Source organism: Streptomyces sp. NPDC051636 (assembly GCF_044453765.1).
Lineage (GTDB): Bacteria > Actinomycetota > Actinomycetes > Streptomycetales > Streptomycetaceae > Streptomyces.
Genome location: NZ_JBITDA010000010.1, coordinates 158,880 through 184,190, shown reverse-complemented (window position 1 = coordinate 184,190; position 25,311 = coordinate 158,880). Strand labels below are relative to the sequence as shown.

24 protein-coding genes, 1 tRNA gene and 1 pseudogene are annotated in these 25,311 nt (G+C 69.6%); 16 read left to right on the top strand and 10 right to left on the bottom strand.

Annotated elements, in window-relative coordinates; all coding sequences use genetic code 11:
• Window positions 1–24: 24 nt before the first annotated feature.
• The 8 genes and pseudogenes from ACIBBH_RS20070 to ACIBBH_RS20035 form a co-directional block, all read left to right on the top strand.
• Window positions 25–714, top strand: a pseudogene (locus ACIBBH_RS20070) (hypothetical protein); the annotation flags it as partial.
• A gap of 29 nt (window positions 715–743) precedes the next feature.
• Window positions 744–814 (top strand) — tRNA-Gln (locus ACIBBH_RS20065).
• Window positions 815–929: 115 nt separating this feature from the next.
• Complete coding sequence (gene glmU / locus ACIBBH_RS20060) at window positions 930–2,378, top strand: bifunctional UDP-N-acetylglucosamine diphosphorylase/glucosamine-1-phosphate N-acetyltransferase GlmU (RefSeq protein WP_399406350.1); 1,449 nt, start codon at window positions 930–932, stop codon at window positions 2,376–2,378.
• 86 nt (window positions 2,379–2,464) lie between these two features.
• Complete coding sequence (locus ACIBBH_RS20055; RefSeq protein ID WP_399406348.1) at window positions 2,465–3,445, top strand: ribose-phosphate diphosphokinase; 981 nt, start codon at window positions 2,465–2,467, stop codon at window positions 3,443–3,445.
• A 196-nt stretch (window positions 3,446–3,641) separates the two neighbouring features.
• The gene (locus ACIBBH_RS20050) at window positions 3,642–4,238 is read left to right on the top strand and encodes a 50S ribosomal protein L25/general stress protein Ctc (protein ID WP_399406346.1); all 597 of its coding nucleotides are present in this window, start codon (window positions 3,642–3,644) and stop codon (window positions 4,236–4,238) included.
• Between the two features lie 74 nt (window positions 4,239–4,312).
• A complete protein-coding gene (gene pth / locus ACIBBH_RS20045) occupies window positions 4,313–4,915 on the top strand; it encodes an aminoacyl-tRNA hydrolase (RefSeq protein WP_399406344.1) in 603 nt (200 codons plus the stop codon).
• A gap of 52 nt (window positions 4,916–4,967) precedes the next feature.
• Window positions 4,968–5,471 carry a hypothetical protein gene (locus ACIBBH_RS20040; RefSeq protein WP_399406342.1) on the top strand — a complete coding sequence of 168 codons (504 nt, stop codon included), beginning with the start codon at window positions 4,968–4,970 and terminating at the stop codon, window positions 5,469–5,471.
• Window positions 5,472–5,609: 138 nt separating this feature from the next.
• Window positions 5,610–6,296, top strand: a complete 687-nt coding sequence (locus ACIBBH_RS20035) for a hypothetical protein (RefSeq protein ID WP_399406340.1) — start codon at window positions 5,610–5,612, stop codon at window positions 6,294–6,296.
• Window positions 6,297–6,358: 62 nt separating this feature from the next.
• Here ACIBBH_RS20035 and ppc read toward each other — a convergent pair whose 3' ends face one another.
• On the bottom strand, window positions 6,359–9,100 hold the full coding sequence (gene ppc, locus ACIBBH_RS20030) for a phosphoenolpyruvate carboxylase (RefSeq protein WP_399406338.1): 2,742 nt from the start codon (window positions 9,098–9,100) through the stop codon (window positions 6,359–6,361).
• Between the two features lie 308 nt (window positions 9,101–9,408).
• Between ppc and ACIBBH_RS20025 the strand changes: the two genes are divergently transcribed.
• The 4 genes from ACIBBH_RS20025 to ACIBBH_RS20010 are packed head-to-tail and all read left to right on the top strand — an operon-like array spanning window position 9,409 to window position 11,645.
• Window positions 9,409–10,416, top strand: a complete 1,008-nt coding sequence (locus tag ACIBBH_RS20025; protein ID WP_399406336.1) for an acyl-CoA desaturase — start codon at window positions 9,409–9,411, stop codon at window positions 10,414–10,416.
• Window positions 10,413–11,090: a TetR family transcriptional regulator gene (locus ACIBBH_RS20020; protein ID WP_399406334.1), complete on the top strand. Its 678-nt coding sequence runs from the start codon at window positions 10,413–10,415 to the stop codon at window positions 11,088–11,090. Before ACIBBH_RS20025 ends, ACIBBH_RS20020 begins: the two co-directional genes overlap by 4 nt.
• A 58-nt stretch (window positions 11,091–11,148) precedes the next feature.
• Complete coding sequence (locus tag ACIBBH_RS20015) at window positions 11,149–11,400, top strand: type II toxin-antitoxin system Phd/YefM family antitoxin (protein ID WP_399406332.1); 252 nt, start codon at window positions 11,149–11,151, stop codon at window positions 11,398–11,400.
• On the top strand, window positions 11,397–11,645 hold the full coding sequence (locus ACIBBH_RS20010) for a type II toxin-antitoxin system RelE/ParE family toxin (protein ID WP_399406330.1): 249 nt from the start codon (window positions 11,397–11,399) through the stop codon (window positions 11,643–11,645). Before ACIBBH_RS20015 ends, ACIBBH_RS20010 begins: the two co-directional genes overlap by 4 nt.
• On the opposite strand, the gene ACIBBH_RS20005 is transcribed toward ACIBBH_RS20010, so the two are convergent.
• Window positions 11,620–12,024 (bottom strand): VOC family protein, encoded by a 405-nt coding sequence (locus ACIBBH_RS20005; RefSeq protein WP_399406328.1) that lies wholly within the window; start codon window positions 12,022–12,024, stop codon window positions 11,620–11,622. The two genes, ACIBBH_RS20010 and ACIBBH_RS20005, sit on opposite strands and share 26 nt — an antisense overlap.
• Entirely contained in the window at window positions 12,024–12,836 is an 813-nt protein-coding gene (locus ACIBBH_RS20000; RefSeq protein ID WP_399406326.1) for a trans-aconitate 2-methyltransferase, read from the bottom strand. Before ACIBBH_RS20000 ends, ACIBBH_RS20005 begins: the two co-directional genes overlap by 1 nt.
• 89 nt (window positions 12,837–12,925) lie before the next feature.
• Here ACIBBH_RS20000 and tamR point away from each other — a divergent pair, with 89 nt between their 5' ends.
• The gene (tamR, locus tag ACIBBH_RS19995; protein ID WP_399406324.1) at window positions 12,926–13,423 is read left to right on the top strand and encodes a MarR family transcriptional regulator TamR; all 498 of its coding nucleotides are present in this window, start codon (window positions 12,926–12,928) and stop codon (window positions 13,421–13,423) included.
• A gap of 36 nt (window positions 13,424–13,459) precedes the next feature.
• Here the strand turns inward: tamR and ACIBBH_RS19990 are convergent, their stop codons facing one another.
• Window positions 13,460–14,233 carry a LuxR C-terminal-related transcriptional regulator gene (locus ACIBBH_RS19990; protein ID WP_399406322.1) on the bottom strand — a complete coding sequence of 258 codons (774 nt, stop codon included), beginning with the start codon at window positions 14,231–14,233 and terminating at the stop codon, window positions 13,460–13,462.
• A gap of 232 nt (window positions 14,234–14,465) precedes the next feature.
• On the opposite strand from ACIBBH_RS19990, the gene ACIBBH_RS19985 reads away from it, so the two are divergent.
• Entirely contained in the window at window positions 14,466–14,921 is a 456-nt protein-coding gene (locus ACIBBH_RS19985) for a GNAT family N-acetyltransferase (RefSeq protein WP_399406320.1), read from the top strand.
• 249 nt (window positions 14,922–15,170) lie between these two features.
• On the opposite strand, the gene galK is transcribed toward ACIBBH_RS19985, so the two are convergent.
• From galK to galT, 3 genes are read right to left on the bottom strand one after another with little or no spacing between them, the layout of a single operon-like run.
• On the bottom strand, window positions 15,171–16,325 hold the full coding sequence (gene galK / locus ACIBBH_RS19980; RefSeq protein WP_399406318.1) for a galactokinase: 1,155 nt from the start codon (window positions 16,323–16,325) through the stop codon (window positions 15,171–15,173).
• A complete protein-coding gene (galE, locus tag ACIBBH_RS19975) occupies window positions 16,325–17,293 on the bottom strand; it encodes a UDP-glucose 4-epimerase GalE (protein WP_399406316.1) in 969 nt (322 codons plus the stop codon). The genes galK and galE overlap by 1 nt, the downstream gene beginning before the upstream one ends.
• Window positions 17,290–18,351: a galactose-1-phosphate uridylyltransferase gene (gene galT, locus ACIBBH_RS19970; RefSeq protein ID WP_399406314.1), complete on the bottom strand. Its 1,062-nt coding sequence runs from the start codon at window positions 18,349–18,351 to the stop codon at window positions 17,290–17,292. The genes galE and galT overlap by 4 nt, the downstream gene beginning before the upstream one ends.
• Window positions 18,352–18,472: 121 nt before the next feature.
• Here galT and ACIBBH_RS19965 point away from each other — a divergent pair, with 121 nt between their 5' ends.
• Window positions 18,473–20,152 (top strand): sodium:solute symporter family protein, encoded by a 1,680-nt coding sequence (locus ACIBBH_RS19965; RefSeq protein WP_399406312.1) that lies wholly within the window; start codon window positions 18,473–18,475, stop codon window positions 20,150–20,152.
• A 21-nt stretch (window positions 20,153–20,173) separates the two neighbouring features.
• A complete protein-coding gene (locus ACIBBH_RS19960; RefSeq protein WP_399406310.1) occupies window positions 20,174–20,494 on the top strand; it encodes a hypothetical protein in 321 nt (106 codons plus the stop codon).
• Window positions 20,495–20,636: 142 nt separating this feature from the next.
• On the opposite strand, the gene ACIBBH_RS19955 is transcribed toward ACIBBH_RS19960, so the two are convergent.
• The 3 genes from ACIBBH_RS19955 to ACIBBH_RS19945 all read right to left on the bottom strand — a co-directional run bounded on the left by ACIBBH_RS19955 (window position 20,637) and on the right by ACIBBH_RS19945 (window position 25,169).
• Window positions 20,637–21,311, bottom strand: a complete 675-nt coding sequence (locus ACIBBH_RS19955; RefSeq protein WP_399406308.1) for a LuxR C-terminal-related transcriptional regulator — start codon at window positions 21,309–21,311, stop codon at window positions 20,637–20,639.
• 167 nt (window positions 21,312–21,478) lie between these two features.
• Window positions 21,479–23,350 carry a PQQ-binding-like beta-propeller repeat protein gene (locus tag ACIBBH_RS19950; protein WP_399406306.1) on the bottom strand — a complete coding sequence of 624 codons (1,872 nt, stop codon included), beginning with the start codon at window positions 23,348–23,350 and terminating at the stop codon, window positions 21,479–21,481.
• A 64-nt stretch (window positions 23,351–23,414) separates the two neighbouring features.
• Window positions 23,415–25,169 (bottom strand): PQQ-binding-like beta-propeller repeat protein, encoded by a 1,755-nt coding sequence (locus tag ACIBBH_RS19945; RefSeq protein WP_399406304.1) that lies wholly within the window; start codon window positions 25,167–25,169, stop codon window positions 23,415–23,417.
• Window positions 25,170–25,311 lie beyond the last annotated feature (142 nt).

Genomic DNA, 25,311 nt, shown 5'->3' with positions numbered 1-25,311 from the left:
CACATTCACCTGGCATGAACGGGGACGAAGCGACCGAACGCGAAGGACGACCTGAGGGACAAAGCGAGGGAGCTGCGGCTCCAGGGGTGGACGTACGACCAGATCCAGGTGGAGCTGGGCTGCTCGAAGAGTTCGATCTCATTGTGGGTGCGGAATCTTCCGAAACCGGAGCGCCGGGACCCGACGGAGCAGGCAAAGCCGGCGCCACGCAAGCGCTGGGAGCACGAGCTGACGGTGCCGGACGAGAAGCGCCAACGAACAAAGGCCGCCGCAGCCGCCGAAGTCGGCAAGCTGACCGATCGCGAGCTGTTCTTCTTGGGCGTCGGCCTGTACTGGGCTGAGGGCGGCAAGGACAAGCCGTACGACCGTCGAGAGAACGTCGCGTTCGTCAATAGCGACCCTGGCATGATGGAAGTCTTCCTGGCTCGGCTCGACCTCCTCGGGGTGGAGCGCACCCGCCTCCGCTACGCGGTGATGATTCACGAGACGGCAGACGTGGCAGCCGCCGAGCAGTACTGGGCCGGCCTGGTAGGCGCCGCCCCCGCCACCTTCACCAGGACGACCATCAAGAAGCACAACCCAAAGACAGTCCGCGGGAATGTCGGCGATTCCCACCGGGGCTGCTTGGTCATCAAAGTCCTGAAGGGTGCCGAGTTGTACCGTCGCATCGAGGGCTCTTGGTACGGCATAGTGGTGTCCGTGCGCGAGGCCGATCAAGCAAATCGGACACGGCGCGCAAGCTATCCCGGATCGTCTAAAGGTAGGACAAACGGTTTTGGTCCGTTGAATGAGGGTTCGAGTCCTTCTCCGGGAGCCTCTTGAAAGGTGGGCCCTGACAGCACCGTCAGGGCCCACTCGCATGTCCCCCGAGAAACGCCCCGGTATCCTGCGGATGTCACCCCCACCCATCAGAGCCGAAGGGCAACCCCGTGAGCGCCATTCGCCCGGCAGCCGTCGTCGTTCTCGCAGCGGGTGAGGGCACCCGTATGAAGTCGGCCACACCGAAGGTCCTGCACGAGATCTGTGGCCGTTCCCTCGTGGGCCATGTGCTGGCCGCCGCCCGTGAGTTGGACCCGCAGAACCTGGTCGTCGTGGTCGGCCACGCCCGTGAGCAGGTCACCGCGCACCTCGGCGAGATCGACCCGGACGTACGCACTGCGGTGCAGGCGCAGCAGAAGGGGACCGGGCACGCCGTGCGGATGGGTCTGGAGGAGCTCGGTGGAGGAGTGGACGGCACTGTTGTCGTCGTCTGCGGGGACACGCCTCTCCTGACCGGGGAGACCCTCCGGCGGCTCGCCGGGACGCATCACGCCGACGGCAATGCCGTCACCGTCCTGACCGCCGAGGTCCCGGACGCGACCGGTTACGGCCGGATCGTCCGCGACGACGCCACCGGTGCGGTCACCGCGATCGTCGAGCACAAGGACGCGACCGAGGCGCAGCGGGCGATCCGGGAGATCAACTCGGGTGTGTTCGCGTTTGACGGGCAGCTTCTCGCGGAGGCGTTGAAGAAGGTGCGGACGGACAACAGTCAGGGTGAGGAGTACCTGACCGATGTCCTCGGGATTCTCCGTGAGGCGGGTCATCGGGTCGGTGCCTCAGTGGCGGGCGATCATCGGGAGATCGCCGGTATCAACAACCGGGTGCAGCTCGCGGAGGCGCGTCGCATTCTCAACGACCGGCTGCTCGAGCGCGCGATGCTCGCCGGTGTGACCGTGGTGGACCCGGCGACGACGTGGGTCGATGTGACGGTGACCTTCGAGCAGGACGCGGTCGTTCACCCGGGCACGCAGTTGCAGGGTTCCACGCACCTGGGTGAGGGTGCGGAGGTGGGTCCCAACAGCCGTCTCAGGGACACGCAGGTGGGTGCGGGGGCCCGGGTCGACAACACGGTGTCCGACGGGGCCCGTATCGGGGCGCAGGCGAGTGTGGGGCCGTACGCGTATCTGCGTCCCGGGACCCGGCTCGGTGTGAAGGGCAAGATCGGTACCTACGTGGAGACGAAGAACGCCTCCATCGGCGAGGGGACGAAGGTGCCGCATCTCTCCTACGTGGGTGACGCGACGATCGGTGAGTACAGCAACATCGGTGCGGCGAGCGTGTTCGTGAACTATGACGGTCAGGAGAAGCACCACTCCACCATCGGCTCTCACTGTCGTACGGGTTCGGACAACATGTTTGTGGCGCCTGTCACGGTGGGGGACGGTGCGTACACCGCTGCGGGGTCTGTGATCACGAAGGACGTGCCGCCTGGTTCGCTGGCTGTGGCCCGTGGTCAGCAGCGGAATATCGAGGGTTGGGTGGCTCGTAAGCGTCCGGGGAGTGCGGCTGCGAAGGCGGCTGAGGCGGCTTCGGGGCGGGGTGCGAGCGAGGGCTGACCGGAAACAGGTGCGTCGAACACGGCGTACCGTGATAAGTGCAACCCGCACGCCACCAGCTGAGATACCTCTGAGGAGACAGTGCTGTGACCGGGATCAAGACGACCGGCGAGAAGAAGTTGATGTTCTTCTCCGGCCGCGCCCACCCCGAGCTTGCCGAGGAGGTCGCCCAGCAGCTGGGTGTCGGGGTTGTCCCGACGAAGGCCTTCGACTTCGCCAATGGCGAGATCTATGTGCGTTATCAGGAGTCGGCGCGTGGTGCGGACTGTTTCCTGATCCAGAGCCACACGGCTCCGATCAACAAGTGGATCATGGAGCAGTTGATCATGATCGACGCGTTGAAGCGTGCGTCGGCTCGGTCGATCACCGTGATCGTGCCGTTCTACGGTTACGCGCGGCAGGACAAGAAGCACCGTGGGCGTGAACCGATTTCGGCGCGTCTGATCGCGGACATGATGAAGACGGCGGGTGCGGACCGGATCCTGACCGTGGATCTGCACACGGATCAGATCCAGGGTTTCTTCGACGGGCCGGTGGATCATCTCTTCGCGTTGCCGCTGCTGGCGGACTATGTGGGCAGGAAGGTGGACCGGGACAAGCTGACCGTGGTGTCGCCGGACGCCGGGCGTGTGCGGGTGGCGGACCGTTGGTGTGACCGGCTGGCTGCGCCCCTCGCCATCGTGCACAAGCGGCGTGACAAGGACGTGGCGAATCAGGTGACCGTCCATGAGGTCGTGGGTGAGGTCAAGGGCCGGGTGTGTGTGCTGGTCGATGACATGATCGACACGGGTGGCACGATCTGTGCGGCCGCCGACGCGTTGTTCGCGCATGGTGCGGAGGACGTGATCGTGACGGCGACGCATGGTGTGCTGTCGGGTCCGGCGGCGGACCGGCTGAAGAACTCGCGGGTGAGTGAGTTCGTGTTCACGAACACGTTGCCGACGCCGGGTGAGCTGAACCGGGAACTGGACAAGATCACGGTGTTGTCGATCGCGCCGACGATCGCGAGTGCGGTGCGTGAGGTGTTCGAGGACGGTTCGGTGACGAGCCTGTTCGACGAGCAGTGAGGTTTCCTCGCTAGGGCTCTGAAGATCGTTTTGGGTACGGCCTCCCTCTCCGAGTAGACTGCTGCAGTTGCTCGGCGAGGGAGGCCGTACCCCGTTTTCGGGGATGTACGGCGGTCCGTTATCGACGCGCTCTTCGTAGCAGGCCGTTCGTGGCCGGGTGACCACGTCCGTTTCCTACGTTCTACGAGGAGTGATCATGTCCGAGGTGAAGCTCACCGCCGAGACGCGTACCGAGTTCGGCAAGGGTGCCGCCCGTCGTATCCGTCGTGACAACAAGGTCCCGGGTGTCCTGTACGGGCATGGTTCGGACCCGCTGCACCTGACGCTGCCGGGTCACGACCTGCTGCTGGCGCTGCGTACGCCGAACGTTCTGATCTCGCTGGACATCGACGGCAAGACCAGCGAGCTGGCGATCCCGAAGTCCGTGCAGCGTGACCCGATCAAGGGTTTCCTGGAGCACGTGGACCTGCAGCTGGTGAAGCGTGGCGAGAAGGTCAACGTGGAGATCCCGGTGCACACCGAGGGCGAGCTGGCCCCGGGTGGCAACCTGCTGGAGCACGTGCTGAACGCGCTGCCGGTCGAGGCCGAGGCGACGCACATCCCCGAGGCCGTCACGGTGTCCGTGGAGGGTCTGGAGGCCGGTGCCTCGATCCACGCCAAGGACATCGCGCTGCCGGACGGTGTGACGCTGGCCGTCGAGGAGGACGCGGTCGTCATCCAGGTTCTGGCCGCGCAGGCCGAGGAGGCCCCGGAGGGCGAGGAGACCGAGGGCGAAGAGGCCGCCGAGGCCTGATCCTCGCTTCTCGTCGTCGTTTTCGTCAGCCGCTGTTCCCGTGAGGGGCAGCGGCTGGCGCGTATCAAGGAGAGATGGACGTGACCACTCCCGCGAATGCCCCCTGGCTCGTCGTGGGGCTCGGTAATCCGGGGCCCGAGTACGCGATGAACCGGCACAACGTGGGCTTCATGGTGGCCGATCTGCTGGCCGAGCGGATCGGCGGGAGGTTCAAGCGGGCGGGCAAGGCGCAGGCGCAGGTGGTGGAGGGGCGGATCGGTCCGCCGGGGCCGGGGAGCCGGCGGGTGATCCTGGCGAAGCCGATGTCGTACATGAATCTTTCGGGTGGTCCGGTGAACGCGTTGCGGGACTTCTACAAGGTGCCGCTCGCGAATGTCGTGGCGGTGCACGACGAGTTGGACATCGATTACGGGACGCTGCGGTTGAAGCTGGGGGGTGGAGACAACGGGCACAACGGTCTGAAGTCGATGACGAAGGCGATGGGTGCGGACTATCACCGGGTGCGGTTCGGGATCGGTCGGCCGCCGGGGCGGATGCAGGTGGCGGACTTCGTGCTGAAGGACTTCTCCTCCGGCGAGCGCAAGGAGCTGGACTATTTCGTGGACCGGGCGGCGGATGCGGTGGAGTGTCTGGTGATCGACGGGTTGGAGCGGGCGCAGGGTACGTACAACTCCTGATTTGTCGCCCGCCGTGCGGCGCCGGAGTTGACCGGTCGCAGGGGTATGGCCAATGATCCCGGCCATGCCTGCCACTGCCGCCCGTTCCCGTCAGGCCTCGTACGTCGCGCTCCGGTTCGGGCGGGTCGCGGTGATGGGTACGGTGGCGGCGCTGATCCTGATCGCGGGCGTGTGGGCGTCGTGGGGTACGGCGCAGCACGTGATGCTGACGAAGGGGCGGGAGCGCGGGACGATCACGGTGACGGGGTGCGGTGACGACACGTGCAACGGGCGGTATGCGCCTGTATCACCGGGGTCGACGGCCCGGGAGCGGGTGGTGATCGCGCAGACGGTGGCGGTGCGCAAGGGCGGGACGTACTCCGTGGTCGTCAAGCCGGGTTCGGACGAGGTCGTGCGTTCGGGTCCCGCGGGGATCCTGTACGCGTGGGTTCCGCTGGGCGGTGCGCTGTTGCTGGCGTCGGTGGTGGTGGCGGGTGGTCTGCGGCGGACGCGGGCCGCGTGGGTGCTGGCGGGGTCGGGGGTCGCGCTGCTCACGGTGGCCTTCGTGACCCTCTGAGGGGTTGGGGCGTTCTTCACGTCTGTGGGGGGCCTGAGTGTTGCCTGTTCGTGATTGACCGGCTGCCTGGCGGGGCTCGAAGCTGAACCGCCCCCTCCACATCTTCCCGTCCGTATCTCGAAGATGGATCACTGCCTCATGCGTACCCTCACTCGCGTCGGCGCTCTGTCCGCCGTCGCATCGGCCGCGCTTGCCCTCGCCCCGGCCGTCGCCCACGCAACCGCTCCCGGGGACAACGGGACCGTGAAGATCCACGACGCCACCACCGGCGAGGACCTGCGCCGCAACGAGCCGCACGTGTGCTCGTTCTACCTGGACGCCTTCGGTTTTGACTCCGTGCAGCGGGTCCACTGGCACATCGAGGCGTGGGCGCCGACCGCCGCCACGAAGGGCGAGACCGTGAAGTCCGGCGCGATCACTCTGGACGCCGGCGGTCATGGCCGTACGGAGGACCTGTCGCTGCCCGACGGGCACTACAAGCTGTTCTGGAACTTCGAGGGGGAGAAGGGGGCGGCCAAGCACAAGGTGTTCTGGGTGGACTGCGCGGACGACAAGGGCTCCGGGGGCGGCACTCCTTACAGCAGCCCCTCCGGCTCGCCCGCCGTCTCCGGCTCGCCGGCGGGGTCCGCGTCCCCGACGGCCCGTCCCTCCGAGGAGCCTGCCGGGTCCACCGCCGCCCCGTCCTCTTCTCCCTCCACTCAGGGCGGCGAGGGCGGCGATCTGGCCGAGACCGGTAACGGTGCCCCGGTCGGTCTGCTGGGGGGCGTCGCGGCGGCGCTGGTCGCGGCGGGCGGCTGCCTGGTGGTCCGGCGGCGCCGGGCCTGACGTACGGCATGAGGGTGCCCCCGGGCTTCGTCCGAAGCCCGGGGGCACCCTCATGTCCGGTGTCAGCCGGTGTTGCGCAGGCCCGCCGCCACGCCGTTGACGGTCAGCAGCAGGGCGCGGGCAAGCAGCGGGTCGGGCTGCTCGCCGGCGGCCGCGGCGTCGCGCTGGCGCTTGAGGAGGGTGACCTGGAGGTAGGAGATGGGGTCGAGGTAGGCGTCGCGGATGGCGAAGGTCTGCTTGAGGACGGGTGTGGCGTCGAGCAGTTCCTTCTCGCCGGTGACCTTCAGGACCTCGGTGACGGTGAGCTCGTGTTCGGCCTTGATGGTGTCGAAGACGTGCTTGAGGTCGTCGGGGACGAGGGTGTCGACGTAGTGCTGGGCGATGCGGAGGTCGGTCTTCGCGAGCGTCATCTCGACGTTGGAGATGAAGTTGCGGAAGAAGTGCCACTGTCCGTGCATCTCTTCGAGCACGGTGTCGAGGCCGGCCTCGCGCAGGGCCTTCAGGCCGGAGCCGACGCCGAACCAGCCGGGGACGATCTGCCGGGACTGGGTCCAGCCGAACACCCAGGGGATGGCCCGCAGGCCGTCCAGTCCGGCGCCCGAGTCGGGCCTCCTCGAAGGCCTGGAGCCGAGGTGGAGGTCGGCGAGCTGGTCGACGGGGGTGGCGGCGAAGAAGTACGCCGGCAGGTCCGGGTCCTCCACGAGCCTGCGGTAGGCGGCATGGGCGGCGTCGGAGACGACGTCCATGGCGGCGTCCCAGCGGGCGAGGGCCTCGTCGGACTGGCGGGGCGCGGTGTGCAGGGCGGAGGCCTGCAGGGTGGCGGCGACGGTCAGTTCGAGGTTCTCGCGGGCCAGGGACGGGATGAGGTACTTGTCGGAGATGACCTCGCCCTGTTCGGTGACCTTGATCTCGCCTTCGAGGGTGCCCCACGGCTGGGCGAGGATCGCGTCGTGGGAGGGGCCGCCGCCGCGGCCGACGGTGCCGCCGCGGCCGTGGAAGAGGCGCAGGCGGACGCCGTAGCGGTGGGCGACGTCGCGCAGGCGGCGCTGGGCGCGGTGGATCTCCCACTGGCTGGTGGTGATGCCGCCGAACTTGGAGGAGTCGCTGTAGCCGAGCATGACCTCCTGGACGTCGCCGCGCAGGGCGACGAGGCGCCGGTAGGAGGGGTCGGAGAGCATGTCCTCCAGGATGGTGTCGGCGGCCTTGAGCTCGTCGGTGGTCTCCAGGAGGGGGACGATGCCGATCTTCGCCCAGCCGGCGTGCAGGTCGAGGAGGCCGGCCTCGCGGGCGAGGACGGTGGCGGCGAAGACGTCGTCGGCGCCCTGGCACATGGAGATGATGTAGGACTCGATGACCTCGGGACCGAAGACCTCCAGGGCCTTCTTGATGGTCTGGAAGACGCCGAGGGTCTTCCGGCCGGCCGCGTCGACGGGGGCCGGGGTGGGCGCGAGGGGCCTTCTGGAGCGCAGTTCCTTGGCGAGGAGCTTGGCGCGGTAGTCGCGGGGCATGTCGGCGTAGCGCCAGGATTCCTCGCCAAGTCGGTCGAAGAGCTGACCGAGGGCGTGGTGGTGGGCGTCCGCGTGTTCGCGTACGTCCATGGTGGCGAGCTGGAGACCGAAGGCGGCGAGGGTGCGGATGGTGCGGGAGAGGCGGCCGTCGGCGAACAGGCCGCCGCGGTGCGCGCGCAGTGAGGTCTGGATGAGCCGCAGGTCCTGCAGGAGCTCGGCGGTGCCGAGGTAGTCGCGGCCCGCCTCGTGGGGGGTGCCCTTGGCGAGGCGCTGCTTGGTGTTGACGAGCTTCTGCCGGATGCAGGTGGCCTTGAGCCGGTAGGGCTCCTCGGCGTTGAGGCGCTTGTAGCGGGGGCTGATCTCGGGCAGGCGTTCGAGGTCGGCCTGGAGGGATTCGAGGAGCTCTTCGGTGGCGCCGGCGTAGCGGATGGAGTTGGACAGCAGGCCGCGCAGTTCGTCGATGGTGTCCAGGGCGTCGTTGATGCCGTGTTCGTGCTGGAGGATGAGGACGTCCCAGGTCACCTGGGGGGTGACGTTGGGGTTGCCGTCGCGGTCGCCGCCGATCCAGGTGCCGAAGGTGAGCGGCCGCGTGTCGTCCGGCAGCTTCACCCCGACCCGTTCCAGTTCGGCGGTGAGGTCCTCCAGGACGTCGCCGACCGCGCCGGCGTGCAGCTCGTCCAGGTAGTAGATGGCGTTGCGGGCCTCGTCGGCGGGTTCGGGGCGTACGACGCGCAGCTCATCGGTCTGCCAGACGAGGTCGATGTTCTCGGCCAGCCGGGTGTCGTGGCGGCGGCGGTCGGACTCGATGACCGGGGTCTCCAGGAGCGCGGCGATGCGCCGGAGCTTGTTGAGGACCGACCGCCGGGCGGCCTCGGTGGGGTGTGCCGTGAACACCGGACGGACGTTGAGGTGGGTGACGGTCTCGCGGACGTGCTCGGGGTCGGCGTCCTTGAGGCGGTCGGCGGTGCGGGCGAGGAGGCCGCCCTCGGCGGCGCGCCTGGCGCGCAGTTCGCGGCCGCGGTGGACCTGTTCGGTGACGTTGGCCAGGTGGAAGTAGGTGGAGAAGGCGCGGACCAGCTTGGCCGCGGTGTCCAGTTCGGTGCCGCGCAGCAGCTCGGCGGCGGCCTCGCCGTCCTCGCGGGTGAGGCGGCGGACCTTCTCGACGAGTTCGAGCAGCTCGGGGCCCTCCTGCCGGACGAGGGTCTCGCCGAGGAGGTCACCCAGTCGCCGGATGTCGGCGCGCAGCGCGCTGCTGGTTGTCGTGGTCCGGGGAGTCAGGTCGTCGGCACTGCTCACAGGTGCGGCTCCTTGCAGTGTTGAAGCTCATCTGGGAGGGGACCCGTAAGTCTGGGCCGTCTGCCACGCGGCGGGCGCCGCATACGGGCCGGACATCCGGGAAGAAAAGAGCGGACCGCGCTGTCCGACCGACATCAAGGATAGGTGTCCACAAGGACGCGCAGGTCGTCGGGCTCTTGCCGCCGGACGACACGCTGCCATACTTACGACGCCGTAGGTTACGGGACCGTAGGGAAGTACCGCTCGAGCCCTGCTCGGTCCCGCGGCCCCGGCATCTGTTTCGACCCTCGACCCCACAGGGGACGCGCATGACCTCAAGTTCCGATCTGATGGAAAACGCCCCGCAGTCGCCCGACTCCCCGAGCACCTCCGCCACGCTGGGTGGCGAGCAGAAGCGTTCGATCGAGCAGATCACGCTGCTGCTGTTCATCACCGTCCCGTTCCTGGCGCTGCTGGCGGCGGTGCCGCTGGCCTGGGGGTGGGGCGTGAGCTGGCTCGACCTCGGTCTGCTGGTGTTCTTCTACTTCCTGGGCTGCCACGGCATCACGATCGGGTTCCACCGGTACTTCACGCATGGTTCGTTCAAGGCCAAGCGGCCCCTGAGGATCGCTCTGGCGATCATGGGTTCGCTGGCGGTCGAGGGGCCCCTGGTGCGCTGGGTGGCCGATCATCGCAAGCACCACAGGTTCTCCGACGCGGAGGGGGACCCGCATTCGCCGTGGCGGTTCGGGGAGACGGTTCCGGCGCTGGTCAAGGGCCTGTGGTGGGCACACATCGCCTGGATGTTCGACGAGGAACAGACGCCGCAGGACAAGTACGCGCCGGACCTGATCAAGGACCCGATGATCCGGGCGATCTCCCGCCAGTTCGTGCTGTGGACGGCGGTGTCGCTGGCGTTGCCGGCGGTGATCGGCGGGCTGGTCACCATGTCGTGGTGGGGCGCGTTCACCGGGTTCTTCTGGGGCTCACTCGTGCGGGTGGCTCTGCTGCACCATGTGACGTGGTCGATCAACTCGATCTGTCACGCGGTCGGCAAGCGCCCCTTCAAGTCCCGGGACCGCTCCGGGAACGTGTGGTGGCTGGCGGTCCTGTCCTGCGGCGAGTCCTGGCACAACCTGCACCACGCCGACCCGACCTCGGCGCGGCACGGTGTGATGCGCGGCCAGCTGGACTCCTCGGCCCGCTTCATCCGCTGGTTCGAGAAGCTCGGCTGGGCGTACGACGTGCGCTGGCCGTCACGCTCGCGTATCGATTCGCGCCGTAACACCCAGGAAGGCGGCTCCCGGCGCCGGAGGGAGACTGCCGAGGCGGCATGATTGACGCCGTGGCGACCGACTCCAGCAGCACCCCGAGCAATGACAAGCCGCGGCGTGCGCGTCGCACCCGGATGACCGGTGCAGAGCGCCGCCAGCAGCTGCTGGAGATCGGTCGCACCCTCTTCGCGGCGAAAGGTTTCGAGGGCACGTCGGTGGAGGAGATCGCCGCGAAGGCCGGGGTGTCGAAGCCGGTGGTGTACGAGCACTTCGGCGGCAAGGAAGGGCTGTACGCGGTGGTGGTGGACCGCGAGATGAGGCGCCTGCTGGACATGGTGACGAGTTCCCTCACGGCCGGTCACCCGCGTGAACTGTGCGAACAGGCCGCCTTCGCGTTGCTGGACTACATCGAGGAGTACACGGACGGCTTCCGCATCCTGGTCCGCGACTCCCCCATCCCCCAGTCCACGGGCTCCTTCGCGTCCTTGATCTCCGACATCGCCACCCAGGTGGAGGACATCCTGGGCCGCGAGTTCAAGAGCCGCGGGTTCGACCCGAAGCTGGCTCCGCTGTACGCGCAGGCGCTGGTCGGCATGGTGGCGCTGACCGGGCAGTGGTGGCTGGACGTGCGCCGGCCCAAGAAGGCGGAGGTCGCCGCCCACCTGGTGAATCTGGCCTGGCACGGGCTGGACGGGCTTGAGCCGAAGCCGCGGCTCATTGGGCACCGGAGGAGCTGAGCCCCCTGAAGCTGACACCAATAGACCGGTAGATGCATCTTGTGGAACGATGGAGGGCATGACTGAGATCGCGATCAGCGCAGCCCGTTCCCAGCTCGGTGACCTGGTCCGCCGTGCGGCTCACGGCCGCGAGACCATCGCCCTCACCGACCACGGGCACGTAGCCGCGCTCCTGGTCTCGCCGCAGGTGATAGAGGATCTCGAAGATGCCCTGGCCGTCGCCGACTACCAGCGGCGCAAGGCCGAGGGCACGCTGGGAGAGGGCATCCCCCACGAGGAGGTCGGACGCATCCTGGGTCTGCGTCCGTGACCTACCGCATCATCTGGGAGCCGGGCGCCACCAACCAGGCCGTACGGTTCCTCAAGGACGACCCTCCCGGGCTCGCCTCCGTCTACGAAGCGGTCGACACACTCGCCGAGACACCGCGTCCCGCCAACTCCACGGCTTACGGCCCCAATGTGCGCCGCCTGCGCGTGGGTGTGTACCGCGTCCTCTATGTGCTCGAAGACGACGTGGTTCGCATCCTCGTCACGCACCTGGGCCGGACGACCTGAGCCGCTCCAGGAACTCCAGCCGGTTCCCCACCGGATCCTCGGAGTAGAAGCGCCGGTGGCCCGGGAGGTCGTCGTCCCAGGTGACCGGCGCACCTCGCGCGGTCAGCCGGGCCGCGTAGGCCTCGATGTCCGTCACCCGCAGCCCCGGATGGGCCTTCCTCGCGGGCCGACAGTCACACTTCCCGCCTCCGGCGGGGGCCGCCTCGATCCCCAGATGCAGACGCACGGCACCCGCCTGGAACCAGCAGCCTCCGCGCGCCGCAAGAACCGGCGGCTTGGGGACCTCCGTCATGCCGAGGACGTCCACGTAGTACGCCCGCAGCAGGTCCTCGCTGCCAGGCGGTGCCGCCAGCTGGACGTGGTCGACCGCGCTGAGCATCACGCTTCCTTCCTCGCGACCGCGAAGATGCGGCGGAACGGGAACGGCGTGCCGTGCGGGCCCGCCGGGTAGGCCTCGCGCAGGGCGGCCCGGTACTCGGCCAGGAATTCCTCCAGGGCCTCCGGGTCGTCGGCGAGCGCGGTGAGGACCGGGCGCAGGACCGTGCCCTTCACCCAGTCCAGGACCGGGTCCTCGCCCTGGAGCAGGTGGATGTACGTCGTCTCCCACACGTCCGCCGCGCAGCCGAGGCCGGTCAGCCGGTCCAGATACACCTCGGGCGTGAGCACGGCGTCCTCGTGGCGCAGGACATCCGCGAGGCGGTCCCGCCAGCGGGCGGAGCGGACCAGGGAGCGCATCAGCCGGTGGCTGGGGGCAGCGAAGTTGCCGGGTACCTGGAAGGCGAAGGTGCCGCCCGGCTTCAGGGCCGCGGTCCAGTCGGCGAAGCGGTCGACGTGCCCCGGCACCCACTGGAGGGTGGCGTTGCTGATGATCAGGTCGTACGGCTCGCCGGGTGCCCAGACGCGGGCGTCGGCGTGCGCGAAGTCGAGGCAGCCGCCGCCTGCCGTGGGGCCCTCGTGCTCCACCCGGGCCTTGTCGAGCATCGCGGGTGAATTGTCGTACCCGGTGATGTGCGCGACCGGCCAGCGCTCGGCGAGGAGCGCGGTGACGTTGCCGGGGCCGCAGCCGAGGTCGGCGATGCGGGGCGCGTCGCCGGGGAGGTCGGGGACGCGGGCGAGGAGATCGGCGAAGGGGCGGGCACGGTGGCCGGCGTGGCGGAGGTACTGGGCGGGGTCCCAGGAGGGAGTGGTCATGTCTCCCACCTTCCCGACCCATCTATCTTGATGTCAAGAGGCTTTACGTCAAGAGACTTCACGTCGACACAACCACTACACTGATCGTCATGGAGGACGAGGTCGATCGGCTGGTCGCTGCGTGGCGCCGGGAGCGCCCGGACCTCGACGTGGAACCGCTCGAGGTGCTCAGCCGGGTGAGCAGACTGGCCCGGCACCTGGACCGGGCACGCCGGCTGGCCTTCGCCGAGCACCAGCTGGAGCCGTGGGAGTTCGACGTGCTGACCGCGCTCAGGCGCGCGGGGACGCCGTACCAGCTCTCGCCGGGGCAGCTGCTGACCCAGACGCTGGTCACGTCGGGCACAATGACCAACCGCATCGACCGGCTGGCCAAGAAGGGCCTGGTGGAGCGGCTGCCCGACCCCAGCGACCGGCGGGGCGTGCTGGTCCGGCTGACCGCCGAGGGCCGGGACCGCGCGGACCAGGCCCTGGCGGGCCTGCTGGACCAGGAGCGGGCGATCCTCGGTGAGCTCACCCACGCCCAGCGCAGCGAACTGGCCGGACTCCTACGCCAGTTGACCGCCCCGTTCGACAACATCCCCGGCTGAGGGCCTGCCGGGCGGATCCTGCCGCAAACGCGGGGATCAGGCGCTGTTGGTTGCCTCCGGCATGATCCGCCCGGCAGGCCCCAGGTCGACCGGCCCCACCCCGGCCCGCCGCGCGAGCGCGACGGCGGCGAGGGTGGAGTGGACGCCCAGCTTGCCCAGGACGTTCTGCATGTGGGTGCGGACGGTGTGCGGGGAGAGGAACAGGCGTTCGGCAACTGCCTTGCGGCCGAGGCCGGCGACCATGCAGCGCAGCACCTCGCGCTCGCGCGGGGTGAGGGACTCCACCAGCCGCTCGCTCTCGGTGCGGTGCTTGCGCGCGGCGGTCAGTTCCCGCAGCACCCCGGTGAGCAGGGCGGGCGGCAGATGGGTCTCGTCGCGCAGGACGCCGCGGATGACGTTCAGCAGCCGGGACAGCGAGCAGTCCTTGGCGACCCACCCCGAGGCGCCGGCCTGCAGCGCGAGAGCGGCCCGGCGCGGGTCGTCCTTCTCGGCGAGGACGACCGTCCGTACACCCGGCTGCGCCGACCGTACGCCCGCGACCAGCGATATCCCGTCGACGAGGCCGTCCTCGCCGACCTCCTGCACCGGCACGGCCGGACGTATGCCGGGCACATGACCGCCCAGGTCGGCGTCGACGAGCAGCACGTCGTACCGGCGGCCCTCGGCGGCGGCCCGCTCCAGGCAGCGCAGCGCGGCCGGGCCACTGCCTGCCGCGGAGACGTCGACGTCGGGCTCGGCGGCCAGGGCGGCGGCGAGCGACTCGGCGAAGATGCGGTGGTCGTCGACGACCAGGACTCGGATGCGAACCACTGAAACCCCCCACTGGTCCGGTGAACGACGACCTTGCGGGTACGACCCCACGGCTGACGGAACGCAAACCGCACGGCCGCCGCCGTGCGAACACTGCTACCCCCACCGCGGGCGTCGTACCCGCCTGTCTCGCCCCCTGATCAGCACCGGCCCCCACCGGTGCTGCACATCAGGGTACGGACCGGGGCGGGCGGCGGAAGGCTATTTGCAGAACTGGCCGCCCAGCGCGTTTATGGTGTGCCGCATGTTTCGTATTGAGGCGGAAGTCGACAAGGCCCGACGTGATCTGCTCCGCTCCCGCCTGTGGGACACCAACACGGCCGTGTCCCCGGTCCTGGCCGCCCTGCGCGGCACCCCGGACGAACGGCAACATCCGCTCCACGTCTGGGCGTCGGACGAATCGGGCGAGCTCGCGGGCGGACTGGTCGGTCACACCTGGGCGACCTGGCTGCACGTGACGTACCTGTGGGTCGACAACCGCCACCGCGGCACGGGCCTGGGCTCCCGGCTGCTCGCGGAGGCCGAGCGCATCGCCCGCACCGACCGCGCCTGCCGCCACGCCCGCCTGGAGACCTGGGACTTCCAGGCCCCGGACTTCTACCGCAGGCACGGCTACGAGGTGGTGTGCGTGATCCCCGGCTATCCGCCGGGGATCACGGAGTACACGCTGACGAAGCGGCTGGGGTGAGCTGCCGGACGCCAAGCGGGGGCCGCCGGTCGGCACAGATCGCCGGCGGCTGCCACGGAACAGGCGCTGTCTCAAACGGCCGGTGGGACGGGGGCGGTGGTGGAGGAGGGGGCGGACAGGAGGGCCGGGGCGGGATCCGGGGCCGGGCCGGCCCCGCGGCGGGGGGCGGCGGCGACGCCATATGTGGCCGCCCCGTGTCTCCTGGTGCACCGCCAGATGCTGCGGCGACAGGCGTGGGAATCGATGCCGTCAGTTCACCCGCCGAGCGCCCGCCGCCGGCACCGCCTCGAACACCCGCGGCGCCGTGCAGCCGGCCGCCGCGAAGGCCTCCTCGACGGCCTTGCCGATCGTGTCGACGTCGGTGGCCTCCGCCAGGACGATCGCCGAGCCGCCGAAGCCGCCGCCGGTCATGCGGGCGCCCAGGGCGCCGACGGCCAGCGCGGTGTCGACCACCAGGTCCAGTTCCCGGCAGGAGATGCGGAAGTCGTCGCGCAGGGAGGCGTGGCCCGCGGTGAGGACCGGGCCGATGGCGCGGGTCTCGCCGGACCGGAGGAGTTCGACGACCCGCTCGACCCGCTGGTCCTCGGTGACGACGTGCCGGACCAGGCGGATGACCTCCTCCTCGTCGCCGAGGCGGGCCAGGGCCGCGTCCAGGCCGGCGTACGGAATGTCCCGCAGGGCGTCCACCCCGAGCAGGGCCGCGCCCTTCTCGCAGCCCGCCCGCCGCTTGCCGTACTCGCCGCCGCTGTGGGCGTGCTTGACCCGGGTGTCGACCACCAGCAGACGCAGGCCCTCGGCCGCGAGGTCGAAGGGGATCTGCTGCTGGGACAGGTCGCGGGTGTCGAGGAACAGGGCATGCCCGGACTCGCAGCAGGCCGACGCCGTCTGGTCCATGATGCCGGTCGGCACGCCGACGTAGACGTTCTCGGCGCGCTGGCACAGGCGGGCCAGCTGCCAGCGCTGCAGGCCCAGTTCGTACAGGTCGCCCAGGGCGAGGGCGATCACGACCTCCAGGGCCGCCGAGGAGGACAGGCCCGCGCCGGTCGGGACGGTCGAGGACAGGTGGACGTCGGCGCCGGTGACCGGATGCCCGGCCTCGCGCAGCGCCCAGACCACACCCGCGGGGTACGCCGTCCACTCGGGGTCGCTCTCCGGCGCGAGGGCGTCCAGCGACAGCTCCACGACGCCGCCCTCGATGTCGGCCGAGTGCAGCCGCAGACGGCCGTCCGTACGCCGCGAGACCGCCGCCGTCGCCACGTGCGGCAGGGCGAACGGCATGACGAAGCCGTCGTTGTAGTCGGTGTGTTCGCCGATCAGGTTGACCCGGCCCGGCGCCGACCAGACGCCCTCCGGATCGGCCCCGTACAGCTCGACGAAGTCCTCGCGGACCTGCTGTGCCCCCACTACTGCTCCCTTGCGATGTGCTGGGCGAACTCCCAGGCGTCCGCGACGATACCGGCGAGGTCCGCGCGGGACGGCTGCCAGCCGAGGCGCTCGCGGGCGGTCTCGGCGGACGCGACCAGGACGGCCGGGTCGCCGTCCCGGCGCGGGGCCACGACCTCGGGGATCGGGTGGCCGGTGACCTTGCGGACGGTCTCGATGACCTCGCGGACGGAGAAGCCCTCACCGTTGCCGAGGTTGCAGATCAGGTGCTCGCCGGGCTTCGCGGCCTTCAGGGCCAGCAGGTGGGCCTCGGCCAGGTCCGCCACGTGGATGTAGTCGCGGACGCAGGTGCCGTCCGGGGTCGGGTAGTCGTCGCCGAAGACCGAGATGGCCTCCCGGCGGCCCTGGGCGACCTGGAGGACCAGGGGGATGAGGTGCGACTCGGGGTCGTGCCGCTCGCCCTGCGCGCCGTACGCGCCGGCCACGTTGAAGTAGCGCAGGGAGACCGCGCCCAGGCCGTGGGCGGCCGCCTCGCCGGTGATCATGTGGTCGACGGCGAGCTTGGAGGCGCCGTAGGGGTTGGTGGGCTTCGCCGGCGCGGTCTCGACGATCGGGACCTGCTCCGGCTCGCCGTAGGTGGCCGCCGTGGAGGAGAACACCAGGGTGCGCACACCCGCCCCGCGCATCGCGCCGAGCAGGGCCATGGTGCCGCCGACGTTGTTGTCCCAGTACTTCTCCGGCTTCACCACGGACTCGCCGACCTGCGAGAACGCGGCGAAGTGCAGGACGCCGTCGTAGGAGGCGTCGAGCCACTTGCCCGCCTCGCGGATGTCGCCCTCGACGAACGCGGCCCCCGCGGGCACGCCCTCGCGGAAGCCGGTGGAGAGGTTGTCCAGGACGGTGACCTCGTGGCCGGCCTCCAGCAGGTGCTGGGCGACCACGCTGCCGACGTAACCCGCGCCACCCGTCACCAGGTACTTCCCGCTCATGAACTCGCTACCTCTCGCAGTCGCTCGGCCGCGCGCTCCGGCGGCACGTCGTTGATGAACACGCTCATGCCGGATTCGGAACCCGCGAGGAACTTCAGCTTGCCGGAGGTGCGGCGGATGGTGAAAAGCTCGAGGTGCAGCGCGAAGTCGTCCCGCGTCACGCCCTCGAAGTCCTCCAGCTGGCCGAACGGTGCCTGGTGCCAGGCCGCGATGTAGGGCGTCGGAGGCTCACCTTCGCCGAAGATCCGGTCGAAGCGCCTCAAGAGTTCCAGATAGACCTTGGGGAACTCTGTGCGTGCCGCCTCGTCGAGCGCGAGCAGGTCGGGGACGCGGCGCTTGGGATACAGGTGGACCTCGTACGGCCAGTGCGCGGCGTACGGCACGAAGGCGACCCAGTGTTCACCCTCAAGGACGATCCGCTCATCGGCGAGTTCCCGCTCCAGGACGGCGTCGAAGACGTTTCCGCCGCCGGTGGCGTCCTTGTGGGTTGCCAGTGAACGCAGCATCAGGGCGGTGCGCGGCGTGGTGAAGGGGTAGGCGTAGATCTGCCCGTGCGGATGCCCGAGCGTCACACCGATCTCGGCCCCACGGTTCTCGAAGCAGAACACCTGCTCGACGGAGGGGAGGTGCGACAGCTCGGAGGTGCGGTCGGTCCAGGCGTCCAGGACCAGTCGCGCCTGCTCCTCGGTGAGGTCGGCGAAGGAGGCGTGATGGTCGGAGGTGAAGCAGACGACCTCGCAGCGCCCGGAGTCGCCGGCCAGCGAGGGGAAGCGGTTCTCGAAGACGACGACGTCGTACGACGAGTCCGGGATCTCGCTCAGGCGCTCTCCCTGCGAGGGGCACAGGGGGCACTCGTCGGCCGGCGGGTGGTAGGTACGGCCCTGCCGGTGCGAGGCGACGGCCACCGCGTCACCGAGCAGCCGGTCGTGGCGTACCTCCGAAGTGGTGACCGTGCGCTCCAGCGGGCGCCGGTCCACCGCGTCGCGCACCGCGTCGTCCCGCAGGTCGTAGTAGATGAGCTCACGACCGTCGGCCAACCGGGTCGAGGTCTTCTTCACCGCGACTCTCCATCCGTACACCCAGCAAGGCACCAAGCAGAACCGCACACATCAAACCACAAACCCCCACGCCCGTCACCACCACAATCAAACAAAGAACACCAAGCAAGGTGAACGCCGCATGCGAACCCCCACGTACCTGGCCGCCGGGCTCCGGCTCCCCACCAACTGGCTCGACTACACGATCCTCGCGATCTACTTCGTCGTCGTTCTGGGCATCGGCTTCGCCGCCCGCCGCTCGGTGAAGACCAGCCTCGACTTCTTCCTCTCCGGGCGCTCCCTGCCCGCCTGGATCACCGGCCTCGCCTTCATCTCGGCCAACCTGGCCGCCACCGAGATCCTGGGCATGGCGGCCAACAGTGCCCAGTACGGCGCCTACACCGTCCACTGGTACTGGATCGGTGCCATCCCCGCCATGGTCTTCCTCGGCCTGGTGATGATGCCCTTCTACTACGGCAGCAAGGTCCGCTCGGTCCCCGAGTTCCTGCTGCTCCGCTTCGACAAGTGGGCCCACCTGCTCAGTTCGACCCTGTTCGCGTTCGCCGCCATCCTGATCTCCGGGGTGAACCTCTACGCCCTGGCGATCGTCGTCGAGGCGCTGCTGGGCTGGCCGCAGTGGGTGGCGATCGTGGTCGCCGGCTTCTTCGTCCTCGCCTACATCACCCTCGGCGGCCTGTCCTCGGCGATCTACAACGAGGTGCTCCAGTTCTTCGTGATCCTGGCGGCCCTCATCCCGCTCTCCATTCTCGGCCTGAAGAGGGTCGGCGGCTGGGGCGGCCTGACCGACAGGCTCACCGCGCTGCACGGCCACGACTTCACCACCGCGTGGGGCGGCACCGGCATCGGCAGCGTCAACCCGCTCGGCGCCAACTGGCTGACCATCGTCCTCGGCCTCGGGTTCGTGCTCTCCTTCGGCTACTGGACGACGAACTTCGCCGAGGTGCAGCGCGCCCTGTCCGCCCGGAACCTCTCCGCCTCCCAGCGCACCCCGCTGATCGCCGCGTACCCGAAGATCTTCATCGTCTTCCTGGTGATGATCCCGGGCCTGGTCGTGGCGGCACTCGTGCCGAACATCGGCACCTCCGGCTCGGACCTGCAGTACAACGACGCGATCCCGTACCTGATGCAGGAGCTGCTGCCCAACGGCGTGCTCGGCATCGCCGTGACCGGTCTGCTCGCCGCCTTCATGGCGGGCATGGCGGCCAACGTGTCGTCCTTCAACACCGTCTTCACCAACGACATCTGGGCGCGGTACGTGGTCCGGCACCGCGAGGACGCGTACTACGTGCGCTTCGGCCGCCTGATCACGGCGATCGGCGTGCTGGCGTCGATCGGCACGGCGTTCCTGGCGTCGTCGTTCTCGAACATCATGAGCTATCTGCAGACGCTGTTCTCCTTCTTCAACGTGCCGATGTTCGTCGTCTTCATCGTCGGCATGTTCTGGAAGCGGGCGTCCGCGAAGTCCGGCTTCTGGGGGCTGCTCGCCGGGACGGTGACCGCGATGGTCAACTACTTCGTGATCTACAAGAAGGGCATCATCGGCATCCCCACCGACCAGGGCGCCAACTTCGTCTCCGCGATCGCCGGGTTCGTCGCGGGCGCGGTCGTCATGGTCGCGGTGTCACTGTTCACCCGGCCCAAGCCGGCCCATGAGCTCCAGGGCCTGGTGTACGGCACCCGCTCCCCCGGCATGTCCGAGCCGCCCGCCGCCGGGGACGACGCCTGGTACCGCCGGCCCGCGCTGCTCGGCTGGGGCGCAGTGATCCTGGCCGCCGCCTGCTACATCCCGTTCTCGTTCTGACCGCGGGAGAATGGAGAGACCATGTCCGAGTACTCCGGGTATTCCGAGGAAGACGTCCAGCGGGAAGTCACCGAGCTGGAGCACAAGTCGGCGACCGCCGCGCGGATCTTCGACCTGCGGCGGATCATCGGTGGGCTGTTCGTGCTGTACGGGATCATCGTGACGATCGCCGGGATCACCGACTCCGACGCGGAGATCAACAAGGCGCAGGGGGTGAACATCAACCTGTGGACCGGGATCGGGATGCTGCTGCTGGGGCTGTTCTTCCTGGCGTGGCTGAAGCTGCGGCCCACGCCTCCGCCGGTGGTCCTGCCGGACGAGGACGAGTCACAGGTGCCGTGAGGGGTAGGGCACCCGCCGTCGATGCGGGCGGCGCTGGGGGCTGCCGCCCCCGGACCCCCGCTTCGGCCCAGAACGGGCCTCGTCCTCAAAGGCCGGACGGGCCGAGTAACACGGACCGGCACCGTCCATCCGCCCCCGGGCCTCACTCGGGCCCCGTTGACGCCCGATCCAGCAGCCCCGTCCGCGCGGCCAGCGCCGCCGCCTCCAACCGGGAACCCACCCCCAGTTTCATCAGGACCCGCTGGACATGCGTGCGAGCAGTCGACGGGGCGATGCCCATGCCCGCCGCGATCACCCGCGTGTCCTCGCCGTCGGCGACCCGGACCAGGACCTCGACCTCTCTCCGGGTGAGCATCTGCAACAGGCGCTGGCCCTCGTCGTCGGGCTGGGCCGCGGGATTCAGCAGCTCGCTGAAGGCTCCCTGCAACAGCTGTGGAGCGACGGCCGCCTCCCCGGTCCTGGCCTTCATGATCGCCCGCTCGACGCCCTCGATGCGCTCGTCGTGGCGTACGTAGCCGGAGGCGCCCGCCGCGAAGGCCGCCGCGATGCCCCGGGGCGACGGCACCGGGCCCAGTACCAGGACCGCGACCTGCGGGCGCTCCCGCTTGATCTTCACCACGGGGTCGAAGGCCCCCGGCTCGGCCGGCGCCGCCGTGCCCAGCAGGCACACCTCGGGTGCCCGGCTGATCACCAGGTCCGCCGCGCCCGCGGCCGGCGCCGCCGCCGCGAGCACCCGGTGTCCCCGCAGCTTGAGCGCCGAGGCCAGCGCCTCCGCGAGCAAGCGGTGGTCGTCGACCACGATGAGCCGCACTCCCATAGAGCAACCCCCCAGTCCCCCCATGGATGCCCCACTATGGATCCCCACGGTCCTCTTGGACAGAGGGCCCCCCGGCACCCCGCCCTTTCATGCCGGGGAAGCTACACGCTTGTTCGACATTGCGCTGCCCTACCGGTGAGAAGTGCCCGGATCTGATGACGACCGGATCAGCCACCCGCGCCGAACGCGACCACCAGGTACTCCTCGCTGTCCGTGGAGTCGTTTTTGTCCGCGTAGACCGCCGACATGTACAGGTGGCCCTGGGAGTAGAGGATCTCCGCGTAGTCCGGCAGCATGCTGGTCTCCGTGTCGCGGACCGACTCGGTGGCCGGGTTCTCCAGCAGCTTGGTCTCCTTGAAGGAGCCGCCGTCGATGCTGACGATCTGGCCGCCCTTGTCGTACGGCGGACGCTTGTACGCGATCAGGTTGCCGCCGTCCATACGCAGCGGGGAGATCGAGTAGCCGTCGCCGGCGTCGGCGCGCTGGCCGGTCTGCTTGCCGGTGCCCAGGTCGAACGCGACGATCTCGTTGGTCCTGCTGTACTGGCCGGTGCCGTCGTGCTCCTCGGTCGGCACGTACAGCTTGTCGTTGCCGACGACGATCTCCTTGCAGTACTCGATGCGGGTGATGCCGTCGCAGCGGCCGCCGAAGGAGTCGCCCGGCGCGGAGATGCGGGTACGCAGCTTGCCGGTCTTGTTGTCGATGGAGAAGTAGTCCGAGATGCCGCTGCCGTCGCCCGCGCTGTCGCCGACGTCGGCGGCGACCACCAGCGGGTTGGTGGAGACGACGGCGGCGTAGTCGATGCCGGAGGCCATCTTGTACTCGGAGATCACCTTCCCGGACTTCGGGTCGATGGTCTGGATGTGCAGCTGCCGGTTGTCGTAGTCGCCGCACTTGCGCACCGCCACCAGCTTCTCGCCGCCGCCGTACCCGGCGTCGTAGCAGGTGTCGTCCGGCTTGGGCTGCCACAGCACCTTGCCGGAGCCGATGTCGAAGGCGGCGCCGCCGCTGGTGCTGCCGACGGCGACCGTGTTCTGCGCGACCGTCACGTTCTCGAAGCTGACCGGGTAGTCACCGGAGTCGACCGACTTCGTCCACAGCTTCTTGCCCGCGTTGAGGTCGATCGCGGCGACCTGGCTGCATCCCGCGGAGGAGCCCTTCGCGGGCATCTTCGGCTGGAAGGTGATCGCCGTCCGGCCGTCGGAGGTGACGTGGTTGGTGGCCGAGCAGACCGGGCCGGACAGCTTGATCGTCCACAGCCTGGTGCCCTTGTCGGGGTCGTAGCCGACGATCTGCGCGATGCCGCTCTTGGCGTACACCTTGTCGGTGAGCCAGGAGCCGGAGGTGACGACCGTGTCGTTCGCCTTGGGGGACGGGACGTTGAAGAGGGGCTCGGCCGCGGTGTTGGCGGGCACCTTCTCCTCGCCGCCGGAGGACGTACCGCCGGTGCCGCCCTTGTTGTCGCTGCCGCCCGTGCCGCCGCTGGAGCTCGCGGTGTCCTTCTTCTTGCCGTCGTCGCCGGAGGACTTGGCGTACCAGACGCCGCCGCCGATGATCAGGGCGACCGCGACCAGCGCCGAGACGACGATGACCAGTGAGGTGTTCGGCTTGCGCCCGCCGCCGCCCGGCTGCCCGGGCTGCGGGTGCATCGGCATGGTCGGCTGCCCCGGGTAGCCGTAGCCGGGCTGCTGGCCGTACGCGGTCGGCTGCTGGCCGGGGTGGCCGTAGCCCTGCGGGGGCTGCGGCGCCTGCGGGTAGCCGTAGCCCTGCGGGGGCTGCGGCGCCTGCGGGTAGCCGTAGCCCTGCGGGGGCTGCGGCGCCTGCGGGTGGCCGTAGCCCTGCGGGGGCTGCGGGGGCTGCGGGTAGCCGTAGCCCTGTGGCGCCTGCGGGTAGCCGTAGCCGGACTGCGGCTGCTGGGCCGGCGGCGGTGGCGGAGGCGTCGGGGGGCTCTGCGGCGGCTGGGGCGGCTGGGATGGCTGCGGCGGGCCGAAGCCGCCCTGCGGGGGCTGGTGGGGCGGCGGAGGAGGCGGCTGGGTCATGGCTGGTGTACCTCGGCAGAAAGCTCGGGAAAGGCGGGAGGGAAGGCGACGAAGGGAACCGGTCTCACTTGCCGAAGGCGAGCATCAGCTTCTCCTTCGCGTCGTCGTTCCCCGACAGCCGGGTGGAGGAGATGTAGAAACGTCCGTCGGCCCAGTCCACGGCCCCGTCGTAGAAGCCGTCCTCGATCTCCGCGGCGCCGCTGGGGTTCTGCAGCAGCTTCGTCGTCTTGTGGCCGGCCCCGCCGGTCGGGATCGACACGACCTGGCCGCCGGTGTCGTACGACGGCCGCACGTACGCGACGAGCTTGCCGTCCTCGACCTTCACCGGGGTCATCGACTCGTCCGTCGGGGACTTCACACGCCACTTCGCCTTGCCGGTCGACAGGCTGATCGCGACGATCTCGTTGGCGCCGCTGGTGGTGTCGGTGGGCAGGTAGAGGGTGTTGGCGTCGGCCGCGACGCCCTGGCAGCCCTGGAGGTCGCGTTCGAGGACGGTCCAGCCGCAGTTCGGGGCGAACTTCTCGTCGACCTTCACCTCGGAGCGGAACCTGCCGTCGGGGGTGAAGGTGGCGATGTTCCAGGCCTTCTTGTCCTCGTTGGTCAGATAGACCACGAGCGGCTTGACGGAGTAGGTGCGCGCGACTCTCCAGCCCTTCTTGACCTTCTGGGTCCACTTGACCTTGCCGGTGGCCGGGTCGAGCCACTGGATCTCGTCGTGTTCGTCGCTGCCGCTGGCGTCGCAGGAGGCGACGGAGATCAGCCGGTCGGTGCCGCCCGCGAACGCGGTCGGGAAGCAGTCGGTGCCGTACTTCTTCTTGTCGTACAGCTTTTTGCCGCTGCCGAGGTCGTACGCCGTGCCCGACTGCGAGCGGCCCACCATCAGCGTCCTGCCGCTGATGGTCAGTTCGACGCTGATCGCGCTGTCGAACAGGCCGCCGTCGGCGACCGTGCCGCTCCAGCCCTTCTCGCCCGTGTTCAGGTCGATCTGCTGGAGCTGGTTGCACTTGGCGCGGTCGCTGGTGCCGCTCATGTACGCCACGACGACCTTGTCGTCGGCCGACTTCTGCGGGGTGACCGCGCAGACTTTCTGCGGGAAGGTGATGGGGTCCCAAGTGGGGGTGCCGTCACCGACGTTGTAGGCGAAGACCTGCTTGTACGCCGCCTTCACCGCCGTCTTGTCCGTGATCCACATTCCGGGTGCGTCGGCGCCGGAACCGGGCGCGTCGGGCGCCGTCTTGTACCAGAGCACCTTGGCCTCGCCGGACTTGCGGCCCGCGTTGAGGTTCTCCGGGTCCGAGCCGCCGTCGCCGCTGCCGTCACCGGGGTTGACCGGCGTGTCGGTGGCGGAAGGCCCCGAGGACTTCGCGTCGTCGCTCTCGTGGGCCACCGGCTTCTTCTTGCCGTCACCGCCGCTGGTGACCGCGTAGACGGTGCCGCCGATGACCAGCAGCGCGGCCACCGCGGCCCCGATGACCAGCGCGGGCTTCCCCTTGAAGAGGCCGCGCGGGCCGCCGGGCGGCGGGGTGCCGGGCGTGCCGGGGTACTGCGGCTGCTGCGGGTGGCCGTACCCGGGCTGCCCGCCGTACGGCCCCGGCTGCTGCGGCTGCCCGTACGGACCGGGCGTTCCGGCCGCGTACGGGCCGGGCTGGGCGTAGGGGCCGGGCTGCTGCTGCTGCGGGTAGCCGTATCCCGGCTGGGGCTGGGGCTGCGGCTGGGCCGGTGGAGGGGGCGCGGGGGCTCCGAACCCGCCCTGGGGCGGCTGGTCCTGCGGCGGGCCGAAACCGCCCTGCTGCGGCGGTTGGTTGGGCGGCTGGGTCATCAGCGCGTCTCCCCCTCGTTCACTGACTTTTAGCCACGCCCCGAGGTTCCTTCAACGGACCCAAGGTCGTACTCACACGGTTCACGGTTCTCAGACCGCTCTTTCTATCACTCGCCTCCGACAGCACGCCGGGCCGGATCAT

What these genes read in the sequence shown, in the direction of transcription:
- ACIBBH_RS20050 (WP_399406346.1), top strand. Translation starts at nt 3,642, where the DNA reads ATGTCCGAGGTGAAGCTCACCGCCGAGACGCGTACCGAGTTCGGCAAG.
- pth (WP_399406344.1), top strand. Translation starts at nt 4,313, where the DNA reads ATGGACGTGACCACTCCCGCGAATGCCCCCTGGCTCGTCGTGGGGCTC.
- ACIBBH_RS20040 (WP_399406342.1), top strand. Translation starts at nt 4,968, where the DNA reads ATGATCCCGGCCATGCCTGCCACTGCCGCCCGTTCCCGTCAGGCCTCG.
- ACIBBH_RS20035 (WP_399406340.1), top strand. Translation starts at nt 5,610, where the DNA reads ATGCGTACCCTCACTCGCGTCGGCGCTCTGTCCGCCGTCGCATCGGCC.
- ACIBBH_RS20025 (WP_399406336.1), top strand. Translation starts at nt 9,409, where the DNA reads ATGACCTCAAGTTCCGATCTGATGGAAAACGCCCCGCAGTCGCCCGAC.
- ACIBBH_RS20020 (WP_399406334.1), top strand. Translation starts at nt 10,413, where the DNA reads ATGATTGACGCCGTGGCGACCGACTCCAGCAGCACCCCGAGCAATGAC.
- ACIBBH_RS20015 (WP_399406332.1), top strand. Translation starts at nt 11,149, where the DNA reads ATGACTGAGATCGCGATCAGCGCAGCCCGTTCCCAGCTCGGTGACCTG.
- ACIBBH_RS20005 (WP_399406328.1), bottom strand. Translation starts at nt 12,024, where the DNA reads ATGCTCAGCGCGGTCGACCACGTCCAGCTGGCGGCACCGCCTGGCAGC.
- ACIBBH_RS20000 (WP_399406326.1), bottom strand. Translation starts at nt 12,836, where the DNA reads ATGACCACTCCCTCCTGGGACCCCGCCCAGTACCTCCGCCACGCCGGC.
- tamR (WP_399406324.1), top strand. Translation starts at nt 12,926, where the DNA reads ATGGAGGACGAGGTCGATCGGCTGGTCGCTGCGTGGCGCCGGGAGCGC.
- ACIBBH_RS19985 (WP_399406320.1), top strand. Translation starts at nt 14,466, where the DNA reads ATGGTGTGCCGCATGTTTCGTATTGAGGCGGAAGTCGACAAGGCCCGA.
- galE (WP_399406316.1), bottom strand. Translation starts at nt 17,293, where the DNA reads ATGAGCGGGAAGTACCTGGTGACGGGTGGCGCGGGTTACGTCGGCAGC.
- ACIBBH_RS19965 (WP_399406312.1), top strand. Translation starts at nt 18,473, where the DNA reads ATGCGAACCCCCACGTACCTGGCCGCCGGGCTCCGGCTCCCCACCAAC.
- ACIBBH_RS19960 (WP_399406310.1), top strand. Translation starts at nt 20,174, where the DNA reads ATGTCCGAGTACTCCGGGTATTCCGAGGAAGACGTCCAGCGGGAAGTC.
- ACIBBH_RS19955 (WP_399406308.1), bottom strand. Translation starts at nt 21,311, where the DNA reads ATGGGAGTGCGGCTCATCGTGGTCGACGACCACCGCTTGCTCGCGGAG.
- ACIBBH_RS19950 (WP_399406306.1), bottom strand. Translation starts at nt 23,350, where the DNA reads ATGACCCAGCCGCCTCCTCCGCCGCCCCACCAGCCCCCGCAGGGCGGC.
- ACIBBH_RS19945 (WP_399406304.1), bottom strand. Translation starts at nt 25,169, where the DNA reads ATGACCCAGCCGCCCAACCAACCGCCGCAGCAGGGCGGTTTCGGCCCG.